Origin of the sequence: Haliea salexigens DSM 19537, from assembly GCF_000423125.1 — a bacterium.
GTDB lineage: Bacteria > Pseudomonadota > Gammaproteobacteria > Pseudomonadales > Halieaceae > Haliea > Haliea salexigens.
Genome location: NZ_AUHJ01000005.1, coordinates 260,005 through 274,622 on the forward strand (window position 1 = coordinate 260,005; position 14,618 = coordinate 274,622).

The 14,618-nt window shown below is 58.9% G+C and carries 16 protein-coding genes; 12 read left to right on the plus strand and 4 right to left on the minus strand.

Annotation, left to right across the window (positions count from 1 at the left end; translation table 11 throughout):
• Positions 1–63 precede the first annotated feature (63 nt).
• Entirely contained in the window at positions 64–1,467 is a 1,404-nt protein-coding gene (locus G533_RS0108130) for an MBL fold metallo-hydrolase RNA specificity domain-containing protein (protein ID WP_027949529.1), read from the plus strand.
• A gap of 62 nt (positions 1,468–1,529) precedes the next feature.
• On the opposite strand, the gene G533_RS0108135 is transcribed toward G533_RS0108130, so the two are convergent.
• Entirely contained in the window at positions 1,530–2,519 is a 990-nt protein-coding gene (locus tag G533_RS0108135) for an aromatic ring-hydroxylating oxygenase subunit alpha (protein WP_027949530.1), read from the minus strand.
• A gap of 297 nt (positions 2,520–2,816) precedes the next feature.
• Here G533_RS0108135 and G533_RS0108140 point away from each other — a divergent pair, with 297 nt between their 5' ends.
• The 5 genes from G533_RS0108140 to G533_RS0108160 all read left to right on the plus strand — a co-directional run bounded on the left by G533_RS0108140 (position 2,817) and on the right by G533_RS0108160 (position 6,769).
• On the plus strand, positions 2,817–4,067 hold the full coding sequence (locus tag G533_RS0108140; protein ID WP_027949531.1) for a thiolase C-terminal domain-containing protein: 1,251 nt from the start codon (positions 2,817–2,819) through the stop codon (positions 4,065–4,067).
• Positions 4,067–4,516, plus strand: coding sequence for a Zn-ribbon domain-containing OB-fold protein (locus tag G533_RS23430; RefSeq protein ID WP_051230106.1), 450 nt, complete (start codon positions 4,067–4,069; stop codon positions 4,514–4,516). Before G533_RS0108140 ends, G533_RS23430 begins: the two co-directional genes overlap by 1 nt.
• 60 nt (positions 4,517–4,576) lie before the next feature.
• Positions 4,577–5,809 (plus strand): acetyl-CoA C-acetyltransferase, encoded by a 1,233-nt coding sequence (locus tag G533_RS0108150; protein ID WP_027949532.1) that lies wholly within the window; start codon positions 4,577–4,579, stop codon positions 5,807–5,809.
• 307 nt (positions 5,810–6,116) lie between these two features.
• On the plus strand, positions 6,117–6,359 hold the full coding sequence (locus G533_RS0108155; protein ID WP_027949533.1) for an antitoxin: 243 nt from the start codon (positions 6,117–6,119) through the stop codon (positions 6,357–6,359).
• Positions 6,356–6,769, plus strand: coding sequence for a type II toxin-antitoxin system VapC family toxin (locus tag G533_RS0108160; protein ID WP_027949534.1), 414 nt, complete (start codon positions 6,356–6,358; stop codon positions 6,767–6,769). Before G533_RS0108155 ends, G533_RS0108160 begins: the two co-directional genes overlap by 4 nt.
• A gap of 1 nt (position 6,770) precedes the next feature.
• On the opposite strand, the gene G533_RS0108165 is transcribed toward G533_RS0108160, so the two are convergent.
• Positions 6,771–7,694 (minus strand): LysR substrate-binding domain-containing protein, encoded by a 924-nt coding sequence (locus G533_RS0108165; protein ID WP_035527195.1) that lies wholly within the window; start codon positions 7,692–7,694, stop codon positions 6,771–6,773.
• 141 nt (positions 7,695–7,835) lie between these two features.
• Between G533_RS0108165 and G533_RS21135 the strand changes: the two genes are divergently transcribed.
• From G533_RS21135 to G533_RS0108190, 5 genes are all read left to right on the plus strand, one after another.
• Positions 7,836–8,738 (plus strand): pirin family protein, encoded by a 903-nt coding sequence (locus G533_RS21135; RefSeq protein WP_051230107.1) that lies wholly within the window; start codon positions 7,836–7,838, stop codon positions 8,736–8,738.
• A gap of 40 nt (positions 8,739–8,778) precedes the next feature.
• Positions 8,779–9,309 carry an NADPH-dependent FMN reductase gene (locus G533_RS0108175; RefSeq protein ID WP_027949536.1) on the plus strand — a complete coding sequence of 177 codons (531 nt, stop codon included), beginning with the start codon at positions 8,779–8,781 and terminating at the stop codon, positions 9,307–9,309.
• 29 nt (positions 9,310–9,338) lie between these two features.
• The gene (locus G533_RS0108180; protein ID WP_027949537.1) at positions 9,339–10,016 is read left to right on the plus strand and encodes an NAD(P)-dependent oxidoreductase; all 678 of its coding nucleotides are present in this window, start codon (positions 9,339–9,341) and stop codon (positions 10,014–10,016) included.
• A 141-nt stretch (positions 10,017–10,157) separates the two neighbouring features.
• A complete protein-coding gene (locus G533_RS0108185) occupies positions 10,158–10,943 on the plus strand; it encodes a type 1 glutamine amidotransferase domain-containing protein (protein ID WP_240472401.1) in 786 nt (261 codons plus the stop codon).
• Between the two features lie 132 nt (positions 10,944–11,075).
• A complete protein-coding gene (locus tag G533_RS0108190; RefSeq protein WP_027949539.1) occupies positions 11,076–11,861 on the plus strand; it encodes an SDR family oxidoreductase in 786 nt (261 codons plus the stop codon).
• Positions 11,862–12,879: 1,018 nt separating this feature from the next.
• On the opposite strand, the gene G533_RS25325 is transcribed toward G533_RS0108190, so the two are convergent.
• Complete coding sequence (locus G533_RS25325; RefSeq protein WP_158413401.1) at positions 12,880–13,284, minus strand: GFA family protein; 405 nt, start codon at positions 13,282–13,284, stop codon at positions 12,880–12,882.
• Between the two features lie 25 nt (positions 13,285–13,309).
• Positions 13,310–14,473 carry an ISL3 family transposase gene (locus G533_RS0108200; protein WP_240472402.1) on the minus strand — a complete coding sequence of 388 codons (1,164 nt, stop codon included), beginning with the start codon at positions 14,471–14,473 and terminating at the stop codon, positions 13,310–13,312.
• On the opposite strand from G533_RS0108200, the gene G533_RS25115 reads away from it, so the two are divergent.
• A partial coding sequence (locus tag G533_RS25115; RefSeq protein WP_240472403.1) for a hypothetical protein occupies positions 14,363–14,618 on the plus strand: 256 nt, incomplete at its 3' end. The two genes, G533_RS0108200 and G533_RS25115, sit on opposite strands and share 111 nt — an antisense overlap.

Here is a 14,618-nt window from a genome sequence, read left to right on the forward strand (position 1 = left end):
AAGAGCAGACGTGCCGGGGTCCGCCGAGGTACAATCGTAGCTTATTCCCACACGAGGTCGACTATGGCAACGCTGACATTCTACGGTGCGGCACAGGAAGTCACGGGCTCCTGTCACCTGCTGGAATCCAAGGCCTGCGGGCGTGTTCTGCTCGATTGCGGGCTGCGCCAGGGCGGCGATGCCGTTGAGCGCATTCACAACGAGCGCTTCAGTTTCAAGCCCGACAGTATCGATGCCGTAGTCCTGTCACACGCCCACCTGGACCACTGCGGTATGCTGCCGCTGTTGGTTCACCAGGGTTTCAAGGGGCCGATTCATTGCACCCGCGCCACCGCCGACCTGCTGCCGATCATGTTGCATGACGCCGTGGGGCTGTACCTGCGCGACCTTGAGCGCGACAACCTGCGCGCGGAGCGACGAGGCAGGAAAACCCGCGAACCGGTGTATAACGAGGAGGATGTGGAGCGCGTGCTGAAGCAGCTGCAACCAAGCCGCTACCGCAAACCCTTCAAACTCGGCCATCACTGCACTGTCACGCTGCACGATGCCGGGCACATTCTCGGCTCTGCCATCGTGGAAGTCGTACTCACCGAAAACGCCATGGAAAAACGGCTGGTGTTCTCAGGCGACCTCGGACGCAAGGGCTCGGTACTGATGAACGACCCCGCTACGCTGGACAAGGCGGACGTGGTCCTGATGGAAAGTACCTACGGCGACCGCGACCACCGCTATGAAGACGACTCCATGGACGAACTGGCGGAAATCCTGCACGAGACCTGGAACAAGGGTGGCAGCGTGATGATCCCCTCCTTTGCCGTGGGCCGAACCCAGGAAATCATTTTTCACCTCGGTCGCCTGCACCACGCCGGGCAGCTCGACAACTGGGAGGTTTTCCTCGACAGCCCGATGGCCATCAAGGTCACACAGGTTTACGACCGCTGGCTAGAGATCATGGACGGGGAGGATATTCGTGAGCTGTCGGAAGCCCACAAGGCCTCCCTCGCGGATTTCCTGCCCCGCCTGCAACTGACAGCCGATACCGAACAGTCCATGGCCATCAATCGCATCAAGGGAGGGGCCATCATCATCGCCGGCAGCGGCATGTGCACGGGTGGGCGGATTCGTCACCACTTCAAGCAGCGCATCTGGGACGACCGCAATACCGTGATCTTCGCCGGTTTCCAGGCACGTGGCACGCTGGGCCGCCTGCTGGTCGATGGCATGCAGACCGTCAAGCTGTTTGGCGAGGAGTACGCGGTCAAGGCCCGCATTGAGACGCTGGGCTGTTTTTCCGCGCACGCCGGCCAGAGCGAGCTGGTGCAGTGGGCGAACAATTTTGATCCCGCTGCCCGGCTGGTGCTGGTACACGGGGAGCCCACGGCACAGGACGCTCTGGCATCACTGTTATGGGAGCAACACCAGCGCCGCGCCGCCATGCCCGCGGAGGGGGACACGCTGGCGTTCTGAGGCGGTCGAACTTGCTGTCTCAGCGTCGTCCGCCGGTTGCACCCGGCGGACGACGCGAAACGTCAAGCGTTGGCGAATGACTCCGCGTAGAACTGACTGTACCACTTGCGGAACCGGGCGATCGGGCCGTCGCCGTCGCAAAGTACCGGTTGTGACCGGAACATCTTGTTTTCCCAGATGGGTTTGTCTTCATCCAGCTGCTTGCAGATGTCGCGGATGATGGCAGCATTGACGCCCCCGGTCTTGACCTCACCGTCCACCAGAGGCTGGGTAAAGGCAAAGCGCACATGCACCGTCTCGTCGTCAATCGGCGTGACGTTCCCCATCAGGAAGGTGCTGGCGATACCCTCGAAACGCGTAAAGCCCTGACCGGGGCCGATGTTCTTGGAGGTGATGCTGCCTTTGACCATTCCTCGCGGGGTTTGCATGTCGGCTTTCTGAATGCCCAGGGAGTAGTGCTGTTCGTAGGTCAGTTCGGTTTCCGGGAAGGTCGCCGTCTGGTGTACATAGCGGAAGTGCGCGGAATCGGCACCGTTTTCCGCCATTTCCTGACAGGCTGTCTTTATTGTCCACTCGAAGCGCTGCAGTGGTGCCCAATCGGCACTGTTGGCCTCCTCGAACGACTCCACGTCCCACATCGGTGCATTACCTTCCGGGTGATACCAGGCGTAGATCACCTGATTGTCTTCCACCACCGGGTAGGACTCCAGGCACTGCTTGCCCACAACCTTGGGCGGCATATTCTTCGCGTAGGGCACGTCCGTGCAGTAACCTGCCGCGTCGAATTTCCAGGCGTGAAACGGGCAAACTATGCTTTCGCCTTCGATACGACCACCCTGCCCACTACTTTCATTGATACCGTAACCAAGGTGGGCACCCAGGTGCGGGCAGTATGCATCCAGCAGCACAGGGCGGCCGGATTCCGTGCGAAAGAGCACCATTTCGCGACCAAAATACAGCACTGGACGCGACTGCCCTACAGCCAGCTCATCACTGTAGGACACGACAAACCAGCCAAAAGGCAACGGCATGGGGGGGCGTGGTTTCGGCATTACAAACTCCTCGGCAACCGTTCGGGCCAGTCAGCCCGGCTCAAGACAAAACTCAATCGCGAATGATAGACCCTTTTGCCCGCTGGCTTAAACCACACGGTGCAAGTGCTTATACCGATCTACTCCGGGCCCCGGCAAAGAGGGAAAACACCACGCCCGGATCACTGCGGCGAACGCGGTCGCTTGCTGCCACCGCCCACCCGGGATAGTCTTCGGGCTCACCCCATCACCAGCAGGCAGGCCGCGCATGCCCCACATTCGCCCAGGGAAAGTATCCGACTTCGGTGGCGCTCTCCGATGACACGGCGATCGCTGCAGTCTATCGCCCGCGCCGCAGTCGTGCCCGACGGTGGAACATCCGTAGCGTTGGATGACATCGCCGGCGCGGCCGCAATCACGGGCATCGGCGAAACCGCGGTCTCCGGCCCCTCCGGGCGCGAGCCACGGCAGATGGCGCTGGAGGCGATCGCTGCCGCCATTGCCGATGCCGGATTACAGCCTGCGGACATTGACGGCCTCATGGTGTCGGGTCACATCGCCGATCAGGTCACTGCCGACGATTTCCGCCGCCATTTCGGTACCCGGCGCCCGCTGTGGTTCAGCACCGATGGCGGCGCGATGATCTGGGCTGGCACCTGCGGGCACACAGCAGCGACCGCAATGCTTGCCGGCAAAGCCACCCATATCGTCAACGTGTTTGCGGTCGACTGGGCCAGCCGCCGCGCAGCGGGCACGGGAACCCCGGGCGACTGGCACGCCGGAGAGGCACTGAAAGCACACCTGGAAGTCCCTATGGGCTGGTATCCCCAGCCCGTGTACTTTGCCACCTTCGCCCGACGGTACATGCATGAGTACGGACTCACCGAGGAACAGCTCGCGACGATTCCACTGACCTTTCGCCGCCATGCCAACGGGCACCCAGGCGCCGTGATGGGGGGCCGCAAGCTGACCCTGGAGGACTATCTGAACAGACCGCCACTGGCCGGCCCGCTGCGGCGGGAAGATTGCTGCCTGATTTCCGACGGTGCTGCGGCCTGGGTGATGAGCCCAACGGAGCGTGCGCGCGACATGCCGCAGGTGCCGGCCATTATCGATGGCGTCGGGCATGGGCGTATCGCCGGGGCGCCCTATATCAGCCAGCAGCGCGACATGACCGCAACGCCCCAGGTGTTTGCCGCGCCCTGGGCCTACGCCATGGCGAATACGAGCCCATCGGAGATCGATGTGATTGCGGTTTACGATTGTTTTTCCAGTACGGCATTGATGCAGATAGAGGACCTGGGCTTTTGCCGCAAGGGCGACGGAGGGAGTTTCATACAGGACAACCGCCTGCACCACACCCGGCCTCGGCAGGAAGGTGGCATACCCTGCAACACCCACGGCGGACTGCTGTCCCACAGCTATCTGCTCGGCGCATCGCACGTTGTGGAACTGGTCAAGCAGTTGCGCGGCAGCGCCGCCAACCCGGTTACCGACGCGCGCCGCGCGGTGTACGCCGGCTTCACCGCCGACGAGTCCTCCACTCTGATATTGCGCCGGGGGCGATGATGAACACACCGCAGCTTGACCATCCCTTGACCGGCCCGTTCTGGAAGGCTGCTGCCCGGCAGGAGCTGCAGGTAACCTGGTGCGGGGCCTGTAATCACGCCGTCTGGTACCCGCGCGCCAACTGCCCCGACTGCGGCGACCCACTGCACTGGCGCGCACTGAGTGGCGAAGGCCTGCTGGCGAGCTGGTGCGAGGTTGCGGCGGGGCTCAACCCGAACTTCCCCACCGCCTACACCTGCGCCCTGGTGAGCCCGGTGGAAGCACCGCACATACGTATCGTGATGCAACTGGCAAACAGCCCTGCAGAAAAGGCCCTGAGCTGCGACATGCCCGGGAGGGTGCGCTTCATACCGCTGCAGCAGGCGGCTGGTGAGCCCTACCTTGCACCCGCGTTCGAGCCATACCATGATGACGACACCGCATGCGACAAACAGCTCGCCCCGGGTTGAAGCAGCGCTGCAGGCGAGAGCAAGAATTACTACCCACCACCGAGCACTAGGAGAACAGTCATGTCAGAAGCGTGGATCATCGATGCTTGCCGCACCCCCCGGGGTATCGGCAAGAAAGGGAAAGGGGCGCTTGCCGACCAGCACCCGCAACACCTCGCAGCCACGGTGCTGCGTGCAATCGCCGAACGCAATCAACTCGATACCGCACAGGTCGATGACATTATATTCGGCACCAGCAGCCAGCGCGGTCAGCAGGGGTCGGACCTCGCGCGCATGGCGGCACTCGACGCCGGCTACGATGTGCGCTCCTCGGGGGTGACCCTGGATCGTTTCTGCGGCTCCGGTATCACCTCCATCAGTATGGCAGCGGCGTCGATCATGTCTGGCATGGAAGACCTCGTCATCGGTGGCGGATGTGAGATGATGTCGACGTTCGGCAGCGACCCCAGCCAGTCACCGTTTATCGACAGCGACAACCTGCGCTTGCGCGAGAAACACCCGCAGCCGCATCAGGGCGTGTGCGCTGACGCCATCGCGACGCTGGAGGGCATCGACCGCCACGCGGTGGACAGCCTGGCCGCGCTCTCGCAACAGCGCGCTGCGCACGCTATCGCCAATGGGCACTTCGAGCGCAGCCTGATTCCGGTGTACCGGCTCGATGGCAGCCTGGCACTGGATCACGAAGAGTTCCCACGCCCGAACACAACGCTGGAAACGCTGGCGGAGCTCAAACCGTCCTTTGCGGCCCTGGCCGACTACCCGCTGGACGAAGGTGGCACCACCTTCCGCAAGCTGGTCAACCAGGTGTATCCGGAGATGCAAATCAACCATGTGCACCATGCCGGCAACTCCTCCGGCGTTGTGGACGGCGCCGCCGCGATTCTCCTCGCATCCCCGGGCTACGCCAAAGCGCACGGCATGAAGCCCAGGGCGCGCGTGGTGGCCATGGCAAACATGGGTGACTCCCCCACGCTGATGCTCAATGCACCAGTACCCGCGGCACGCAAGGTATTGGCGAAGGCCGGCATGCAGTTATCGGATATCGACCTGTTCGAGATCAATGAGGCGTTCGCGGTTGTTGCCGAGAAATTCATACGCGACCTCAAGCTCGACCGGGACAAGGTCAACGTGAACGGCGGCGCAATGGCTTTGGGCCACCCCATCGGCGCCACTGGCTCTATTCTGATAGGCACGCTGCTGGACGAGCTGGAGCGTCAGGACAAGCAGTTCGGCTTGGTGACAATGTGCGCAGCGGGCGGTATGGCTCCGGCGATCATCATCGAACGCATTTGATGCCGGGCTGAAAACACAAAAAGCCACCCGAGGGTGGCTTTTTGTGTAATTGGCGGAGCGGACGGAGCCGAACCCGGAGTCGCCGAATAGGCCAATTCTTGATTTAATAATTATTATTATTTTCAAAATATTACATTCATATATTAATCTAATCTCTAAATAAAATAGGCACTCCTCCAGAGTTTCTACTTGGCCGAGCCAGCCCTGGGAAACGACGTGACGCTATAGCCCTGGATACGCCTCATTGATCTCCTGGGGCAACAGGCCTATGCTACGGCCTATGCAGTGATCATCGGAGACAACCAACATGTCAACTACTGAGCGCCACGTGCGCCTCTTCCGTAACGGACGCAACCAGGCAATACGAATACCGCGCGAGTTCGAGTTGGAGGGTGAGGAAGCCATTATCCACAAGGAGGGCGATCGACTGATTGTGGAGCCCATTCGAAAAGGCAGGCTGCTGGCCCTGCTCGCCTCCCTCCCCCCTCTCGATGAATCGTTCCCGGATATCGATGATGATCTGCCTGCGATGGAAGACGTGCTGATTTGAGTGGATCGCTGTCATACCTGTTGGACACCAACATCTTGTCCGATCTGGTCCGTAATCCGGGCGGTGTGGTGGCAACGCGGATCAGCAGGGCCGGGGAAGATAGTGTCTGCACCAGCATCGTTGTGGCCGCAGAGCTCCGCTATGGCGCTCTCAAATCAACCTCCGCGAAACTCGCAGAACGTATCGATCTGATTCTATCCGCACTAGAAATCCTGCCGTTAGAAGCGCCCGCCGATCGCGAATACGCAGCGTTGCGCCACCAGCTCGCACGCCAGGGAACACCCATTGGACCCAACGATCTGCTGATTGCTGCCCATGCGCTGACGCATGACCTCACTGTTGTAACCGGGAATGTTGGTGAGTTTTCACGAGTCCCCGGATTGAAGATAGAAAACTGGCTGGCAGCCTGATTCAGACTTGCTGACTTGGTCGATCACCAATACGTGCGTTCAAATTGTTCAACAGGTAATCTGCCAGAGCGAGAACCGAGGGCGATTGTCCACGACGGGACGGCATAAGCAGGCTCAATTGCGCGGTTCCGGCCACCCACTCCGGTAGAACCCGCACCAGCGACCCATCATTAAGTTCATCCCTGCAGGTATACGCTGGCAGGCTCACGATGCCCAGCCCTTTTCCTGCCGCCTGTTTCAAGGTGCTCATGTCGTCGCTGCACAGTTGCGGGCTGAACGAGATGGTGGTTTTCAAGCCATCCATGTTTTCGAGGTTCCAGTGTCCGCTTGCCGGCTGCCAGCCCACCTTCAGGCTTTGTCGTTTGACCAGATCATAGGGCGACTCCGGCGTGCCGGTTCGGGCCAGGTACTCGGGACTTGCAAACAGGTGCCAGGACACATTCGCCAGGTGCCGCTGAATGATGCTTGAGTCCGGCAGCGCTTCCATGTGGCCTCTTATGGCAAAGTCAATTCCGGAAGAAACCAGATCGACCGACTGGTTGCTCACCTGCTGGACCAGATTCACCTTCGGGTGCTTCGCCAGAAATTCAAACACCAGGTCCTTGAGCGCAAACTGGGCCACACCGACTGAGCAGCTCATGGTCACGCGCCCGCTCAATGATTCCTTGCGGCTTTGAATCGCCGCTTCGGCGACCTCCATCTCCTCGACCAATGCCCGGGCATGCTGATAGAACACCCGGCCGGTTTCGGTCACTTTGAATTGGCGGGATGTTCTTTGTATCAGACGAGTATCGAGCCGCTGTTCCAGTTGCGCTACATGCCGGCTCAAGCGGGACTTGGGCATATTGAGCGCTCTCGCGGCGGGTGAAAAGCCGCGCTTTTCCACGACGTGGGCAAAATAGTAGTAGTCATTCAGGTCGATCATTGCGATTTGCTCCGTTGCACGCAGCACATAAATCGTTCCATTTTTAGAACTTTAGTTTCATTTTATGAGTCTACCCGGCATTACCGTTCCATTGATAGTCTCTAAACCGCGATGACGCAGCACCTCACAAGGAGAATGACTATGAACGCAAAGAGCCCTCTTGCAGAGAACCTTGCATCGGATGGCGCGACCAATGTCGCTATCACCGTCCCACAAGCCGGCGGCGCACTTGAGATAGGCGCCGGGTTTGTCGCTCAAACCTTTCGCGAGCGAAATTTCGCTGGCGCGATGGACCCATTGGTGATGGTCGATCACTACCGCATGACCGAGCCAACCTTTGGTCCCCATCCGCACGCCGGCCTTTCCGCTGTGTCGGTGCTGTTTGAGGACAGTGATGGGGCATTTCACAACCGGGATTCATTGGGCAACGATTTCGACCTGCTTCCCGGCGACCTGTATTGGCTGAAGGCCGGTTCCGGTGCCGTTCACGATGAGGCGCCCAAAACCGGCGCGAGCATTCATGGCTTGCAGGTCTTCGTGAACCTGCCGGCGCGAATGAAACGCGATGCGCCTGAATCACGGCATGTGAGAGCACAGGACATCCCCGTCCTGGAAACCGACGACTATCGCGTACGCGTTGTACTCGGCAATTGCAACGGCGTCAGCGGCCGGGATTCGCCCGCCCTGCCCATGACCATTCTCGACGGCAGGATCGGGCCCGGGTCGGCATTTACGCATCACTTGCAGGCCGGCGAGAACGCCTGGATCTACGCCATCGAGAGAGAGATCAAACTCACAGTCGCCGGTGGGGAGGCAATACTGCAAGCCGGGGAATCCCTCGCTGTCGAAGCAGGCTCCGCTGGTGCCGTCCATGCAATCGAGATGACAAACATTGCCGGTTCGACCGCTCACTTTGCCCTCTTTAGCGCCACGCCGGTTGGGGAAGTCTTCGTGCACAAGGGCTCCTTCGTCATGTGCAATGAGGCCGAAATCGCCCAGGTGGAAGCGGACTACGCGGCCGGCAAACTCGGGCGCCTCGAATGACCGTCCCGCAATCCAGTCCTGGACTCAACAGGAGCGCGATATGAAAGTTCTGGCCTTCGCCGCAAGCAATAGCCGCAAGTCGATCAACAAGGATCTGATTCGCTATGCGTGTACACGGCTGACCGACAGCGATGTCGAAATCATCGATATCAATGACTACGAAATGCCCATTTACAACAGCGACCTGGAAGAGGCCCATGGTATTCCCGAAGCGGCGTCCCGCTTTCTCGACAAGATCTCGGAAGCCGATGCGCTGCTGATCTCCTACGCGGAACACAACGGCAGCTATACCGTGGCCTACAAGAACCTCTTTGACTGGGCGTCACGCAAAAAGCTCGAGGTCTATCAGGGCAAGCCGATCATCATGCTGTCGACATCGCCGGGTGCGGGCGGCGCGAAAAGCGTGTTGTCCGCTGCGGTTGGATCCGCCCACTTTTTTGTGGGCAAGGTGATGGCCTCTTTGTCTGTCCCCGAGTTCTACAAGAACTTTCACCGGGACAAAGGCGTAATCACCAACCCGGACCTGGCCGCGCAGTTGGATGAAACCCTGTCAGCGCTACAACAGGCTTGACTGATTGCCACGGCACGGAGGGCCAGACAATGAAGGTTTGCATCGTCGGCGCCTCGGGCAAACTTGGGCGATATATGTTGAAGCACTGCCTTGACCGCGGTTATTCCGTGGTGGGCGTCTGCCGACCCCAAAGCACAGAAAAGCTAGCCCACTTCGGTGATGGTATTGAACTTGTGCCGGGCCGGACGAGTGATCGGGATGTGATCCGCAGGGCTGTTGCAGGCTGCGACGGCGTGCTCACTGTGCTGGTGCCCTGGGGCGTGAACGGTTACTCGTCGGGAACTGCACAGGCCGTCCTCGACTATTCAGAGGAAAGGGCCCGTCTCGTGTTCTCCTGCGGCTGGCACATCACCAGGGATGGCAGAGACGAGTACTCATCGGTATTTCTCGCGATACTGAAAGTCGGCGGCTGGATTGCTCGAATGCTCCGATTCGTAGATATCAACGACCAGGTCGAGGCGTGTCGCAGAGTATTCCGGAGCAACAAGCGCTGGACTGTAGTTCGCGGCAGTGATATTGAAGAAGGTGAGAGTGAAGGCCTTCCCATCTGGCGCGAACATGTCGGCGATCCCGCACTCAAGAGCAATCGCACTCGGAGAACGGATTTCGGCCTGTTCATGGTGCATGCGCTCACCAACGACGCGTTAATCCGCAAGGCACCGGCGATCGTGAGCTGCAAATCCCCCTCCGCGCTCGCCGATGCGTAGCAGTGCTTTCGCCGCGCCCTACTCTGAAATTTCCTGTTTGGGAAAAAGGTTTGGAAAATGCATAGTGCCAGCGCACGAGAAAGTGAACCGAGTCAGTATCGACTGAATGTCTCCACTGGCGGTCGGAGGATTACTTTGCATATGAAGCGATTGATGAGCAAATCACAGGTATTGGCGTTCAGCTGCTGTTTTTCTGCATTGATGTTGCTTACCGCTTCAGCATTCGGCGCATCCGGAAACAGGGTGCTCTTTGTCGCGTCCAATGTTCTCGATATGGGCGACCCGGAGCAGCACGAAGCCCGCAACAATCTCTGGGAATACGCTCCGCCGTTCCACATCTTCGTCATGCACGGTTATGAGGTTGACTTCGTATCGCCACAGGGTGGCGCGGTCGAATTCATGATGGAGCCGCTGGGCATCAGCAGCTATGCGATCAAATATGAAGACTTCCTGGGCAAAGCAGGCCGAACCTTGGTGCCGAGTCAGGTGGATGCTGTCCAATACCGGGCGGTGTACGTTGGGGGCGGGTATGGCACCCTGTTTGACGTTGCTTCGAACGAAGCACTAATGACGCTTATCGGCGCCATCTACGAACAGGGTGGCGTAGTCGGTGGTTGCGGGCATGGTCCGGGAGGCTTTGCCAACGCCAAAATGAACGACGGTCGCTATCTGGTGCAGGGTAAGCGGGTAGCCGGATTCCCCGACGCCACGGAGCGGTCCAAAACGTGGGCGAAGCAGGGAAGCTTGCTGCCCTTCCTGGTCGAGGAGCAACTTCGAAAGAATGGGGCGCTGGCCGAGAATAAAGAAACACTTGCAGATAAGCATGCGGTGGTCGTGGATCAACGCATCGTTTCATCCATGTTCTTACCATCAGCTGCGTCCGTTGCCGAGGAAATGGTGCGGCTGTTAGAGCGAGAGAGCCCGTGATACTCGGCGTGTGGATCTGTCCAGGGCTACGGTAGATGGGGCTGGAGAGAAAGACAGAGGAGCGAGCCCCAGGAAGGACATGTCGTTCATTTCGCGGTCCGCCTTCGAGGTTCAATAATTAGGAGTAGTGTTTTGGGGCGACTGAGCCAGAAGCTGTGCATTGTCACCGGTGCCGGCCGTGGCATTGGCGAGGCCATCGCGCGGGCTTTTGCCGAAGAAGGTGCCAGGGTCGTGGTGACCGACAAGGTCGGCGACCTGGCCGCATCGCTTGCCAGCGACATCGGCGGTGATCATCTGCGCCTTGACGTCGCATCCGAGGACGACTGGGCTGAGCTTGCTGCGGTCTGGCCGGCCTGTGATGTGCTGGTCAATAATGCCGGCATCACCGGGTTCGAGGAGTCCCCGCGTCCGCAGGATCCCGAACACGCCGCGCTGGCGGACTGGCAGGCGGTCCATGCGGTGAATCTCGACGGGGCCTTCCTTGGCTGCCGCTATGGGATCCGCGCCATGCGCGCAAACGGAGCCGGGTCGATCATCAATATCTCGTCGCGGTCGGGTCTGGTCGGAATCCCCGCTGCAGCTGCCTATGCTTCGTCCAAGGCGGCGGTGCGAAACCACACCAAGTCCGTCGCGCTCTACTGTGCCGGGCAAGGACTTAGAATCAGATGCAACTCGATCCACCCTGCTGCGATCCTTACCCCGATGTGGGAGCCGATGCTGGGAGACGGGCCGGACCGCGAGGATCGGATGGCAGCCTTTGTTGCTGACACCCCTATGCGACGGTTTGGAACGCCTGAGGAGGTCGCGGCGATCGCAGTTCTGCTTGCTTCAGACGAGGCGGCCTACATGACCGGGGCAGAGCTGACGATTGACGGCGGACTTCTCGCGGGTTCGGCCGCCGCCCCTACAGCAGATTGAGCGCGCAAACGGCGCGTCATGCGCTCCCTGGAGGATTCGATCTGTGACCAACCTAACCCTGAATACAGTCCAACCCGCCGCGTTGTTATCGATAAACTCCTCGGCGACACACAGGAACGTCATGGTGGCACCCTCTCGCCGCCGTCCGTCGTGCTGGTAGCGATAGATCCAGTTTTAACGGGCCGCTTTTGGCAACCAGGAGGCAAAGTCTCTCGGCATCCGGGTGTCGCCCACGACGGGTGATGCGGTCACAGTCTGCAGGTGTCAGTGAAGCGAACTTACCCCCCATTTACCCCCCACTCCAATAGAAACAAAGCGCAACGGAATGAAACAGTCGAGGTGAGTTTTCGCGAGTTTTCAGGCTTTATTAGCAGGTGATTGCGCAATTTCAGTATGTTGCGCAATGTTTCACTACGATACAGAAAGGTGGCGGAGCGGACGGAGCCGAACAAAGCGTCGCCGACTACGCCAGCTTCTGCGTTAGAATTTATTCTATTTTTCAATATATTAAATTAGTATATTAATCCAGCATCTAGATTATTGGCACCCCTTCAGAAGTTCTACCTGGCCGAACAGGGACTCAAAATCAGGTGCAACTCGATCCATCCTGCTGCGATCCTTACCCCTACGTGGGAGCCGATGCTGGGGGATGGGCCGGACCGCGAGGACCGGATGGCAGCCTTTGTTGCTGACACGCGTATGCGACGGTTCTGAACGCCCGATGAAGTCGCGGCGATCGCAGTGATGCTTGCCTCCGACGAGGCAGCGTACATGATCGGGGCGGAGCTGACGATTCACGGCGGACTTCTCGCGGGTTCGGCCGCATCCCCTACTGCAGATTGAGCGTAGAAATGGCGCGTCATTCGCTCCCAGCCTCCCCTCTCGCCCGGATGAGCTGACTGGGCCTTTACTACGGCAACTACCGCACCTACACTTACCGCCCGATAGGGCTCATCATATTCTCCAGATCTTGCGACGGCAGACGGTGGATACTTAAGAGGCGCTTGTGTTTTTACCATTAGCCAGGTGGAAATTCGCTATATTGCGGCAGGGAGTCGCAGATCTCGTACCAATCTGCTTTTGACGATACATGCATATGAGCCTGGGGCAGAAGTTCAGGCGCACTGTTCAACGCCCCGTATCTCACGTGCAGCATGCCAGAGACTGGCTTTTCACCATATAGGGTGGATCCGCAGAGGGCACAAAAGCAAGAGACTGTTTCCTTGCTTCGACTAAACTTTTTTATATAGTCGCTGCCCTTTGTGACCGAAAATTTTTCTCTTGGGATTCCGCCTATGGCTGTCCCTGAAGCACCGGATGATTTTCGGCATGAGGAACAATGGCAATAGCCTGCATAAACAAACTTATCCTCAACAGTGAACCCCACTCGTCCGCAGACGCATCCCCCACTAATCGTTCTCACGATTAAACCTCCTCAATTTTTTGGTTCATCGCGCTTTACCGGGAAATGCTGCTTTTATCTTCAGAAAGAAGTAGTCGTTATCCCGGTAGCCGTAGGCCACCCGCTTGATCACCTTGATCTTGTTGTTCATTCCCTCCAACACACTGGTGTTCAACCGGTAGACCGCGCTGGCGATAATGCCGTCGACGTAGCCCTTGAGGCGCCTGGCAAACTGCTGCACGGGGGCCAGCCCACTACTCATAGCCAGATTTAGCCAGTCTTGCCAGCGTTGTCTGGCATCGGCCTCTGAGGGAGCGTACCAGAGCTCTTTGAGCTGGTCTTTCAGGACGTAGACAGTCATCAGGGGCTGGTTGGCTTGCAGCAGTTCTTCGAGCTTCAGAGCCTGCTCATCCTTGAGGTTGCCTCGGTTTCTGAGCAACAGCCAGCGACTTCGTTTCACTACTTTGCGAGCCGGCTTGTCGTGTCGAAGCTGATTGGCCTGATCGACCCGGACACGGTCAATCACTTCCCGTCCGAACTTTGCTACAACGTGGAACAGGTCATAGACCACCCGTGCTTGTGGGCAGTGGTGCTGAACTTCCAGGTCCATGGCGGTATTCATATCCATCGCCACGGCTTCGATCTGGCCACAGGTTTCCGGCCCCAGCCATTCAAAGAAGGGGCGTACCGCTGCTCGACTGCGACCTTCTCCAACCCAGAGGACTTGTTGAGTATCCGCATCAATCGCCACGGTGGCGTAGCGGTGTCCCTTGAACAAGGCGAACTCATCCATGATCAGTCGACGAATCCGGCGTTTATCTGGCTCAGTCACTTCTCGTTTGAGGCGCCGATGGTCGATGGCCTTGACCGTATGCCAATGCAACCCTAGCAGCGTTGCCACATGTTGGATCGGCATCAGTCGTACCAGGGATTCAATCCAACTGACCATGCCTGCCGTCAGACGCTGTCGCCCTGGTAACCAGCGAATCTGTTCAAGCTTGGGGCCACAGGTCGTACAACGAACTCGGCGAACTGGCACGTCCAGCCAGACGCGGTATTGGAACAGGTCGCGTTCTCGGACTCGTCGGGTGCTGATGTCATGGATGGCAAGCGTGTGCTGATTACAACCACTGCAGCATGGCAAGTAATCGTCGGCAGGTTGCAGTCGGATGAGCAGAGATTGAGCGTCAATCTGGGCATACGATTCTATCGTGAATCCTTCCCAGAACAGGGCAAGAGGATTAGCATTCATAGGGACGGCGGTGAGTCGGTCAGGTTTGTTGTTTTGGCGAACTCAAAACTAACCGGTTTTACCGCCGTCTCCTACTTTTTCACGCTAACCCGCGATGAACCAA

Bases quoted from the DNA above. Each gene is read 5' to 3' on its own strand.
- G533_RS0108185 (WP_240472401.1), top strand. From the start codon at position 10,158: ATGAAGCGATTGATGAGCAAATCACAGGTATTGGCGTTCAGCTGCTGT.
- G533_RS0108150 (WP_027949532.1), top strand. From the start codon at position 4,577: ATGTCAGAAGCGTGGATCATCGATGCTTGCCGCACCCCCCGGGGTATC.
- G533_RS0108140 (WP_027949531.1), top strand. From the start codon at position 2,817: ATGACACGGCGATCGCTGCAGTCTATCGCCCGCGCCGCAGTCGTGCCC.
- G533_RS0108135 (WP_027949530.1), bottom strand. From the start codon at position 2,519: ATGCCGAAACCACGCCCCCCCATGCCGTTGCCTTTTGGCTGGTTTGTC.
- G533_RS0108155 (WP_027949533.1), top strand. From the start codon at position 6,117: ATGTCAACTACTGAGCGCCACGTGCGCCTCTTCCGTAACGGACGCAAC.
- G533_RS0108175 (WP_027949536.1), top strand. From the start codon at position 8,779: ATGAAAGTTCTGGCCTTCGCCGCAAGCAATAGCCGCAAGTCGATCAAC.
- G533_RS23430 (WP_051230106.1), top strand. From the start codon at position 4,067: ATGAACACACCGCAGCTTGACCATCCCTTGACCGGCCCGTTCTGGAAG.
- G533_RS0108180 (WP_027949537.1), top strand. From the start codon at position 9,339: ATGAAGGTTTGCATCGTCGGCGCCTCGGGCAAACTTGGGCGATATATG.
- G533_RS0108165 (WP_035527195.1), bottom strand. From the start codon at position 7,694: ATGATCGACCTGAATGACTACTACTATTTTGCCCACGTCGTGGAAAAG.
- G533_RS0108130 (WP_027949529.1), top strand. From the start codon at position 64: ATGGCAACGCTGACATTCTACGGTGCGGCACAGGAAGTCACGGGCTCC.
- G533_RS21135 (WP_051230107.1), top strand. From the start codon at position 7,836: ATGAACGCAAAGAGCCCTCTTGCAGAGAACCTTGCATCGGATGGCGCG.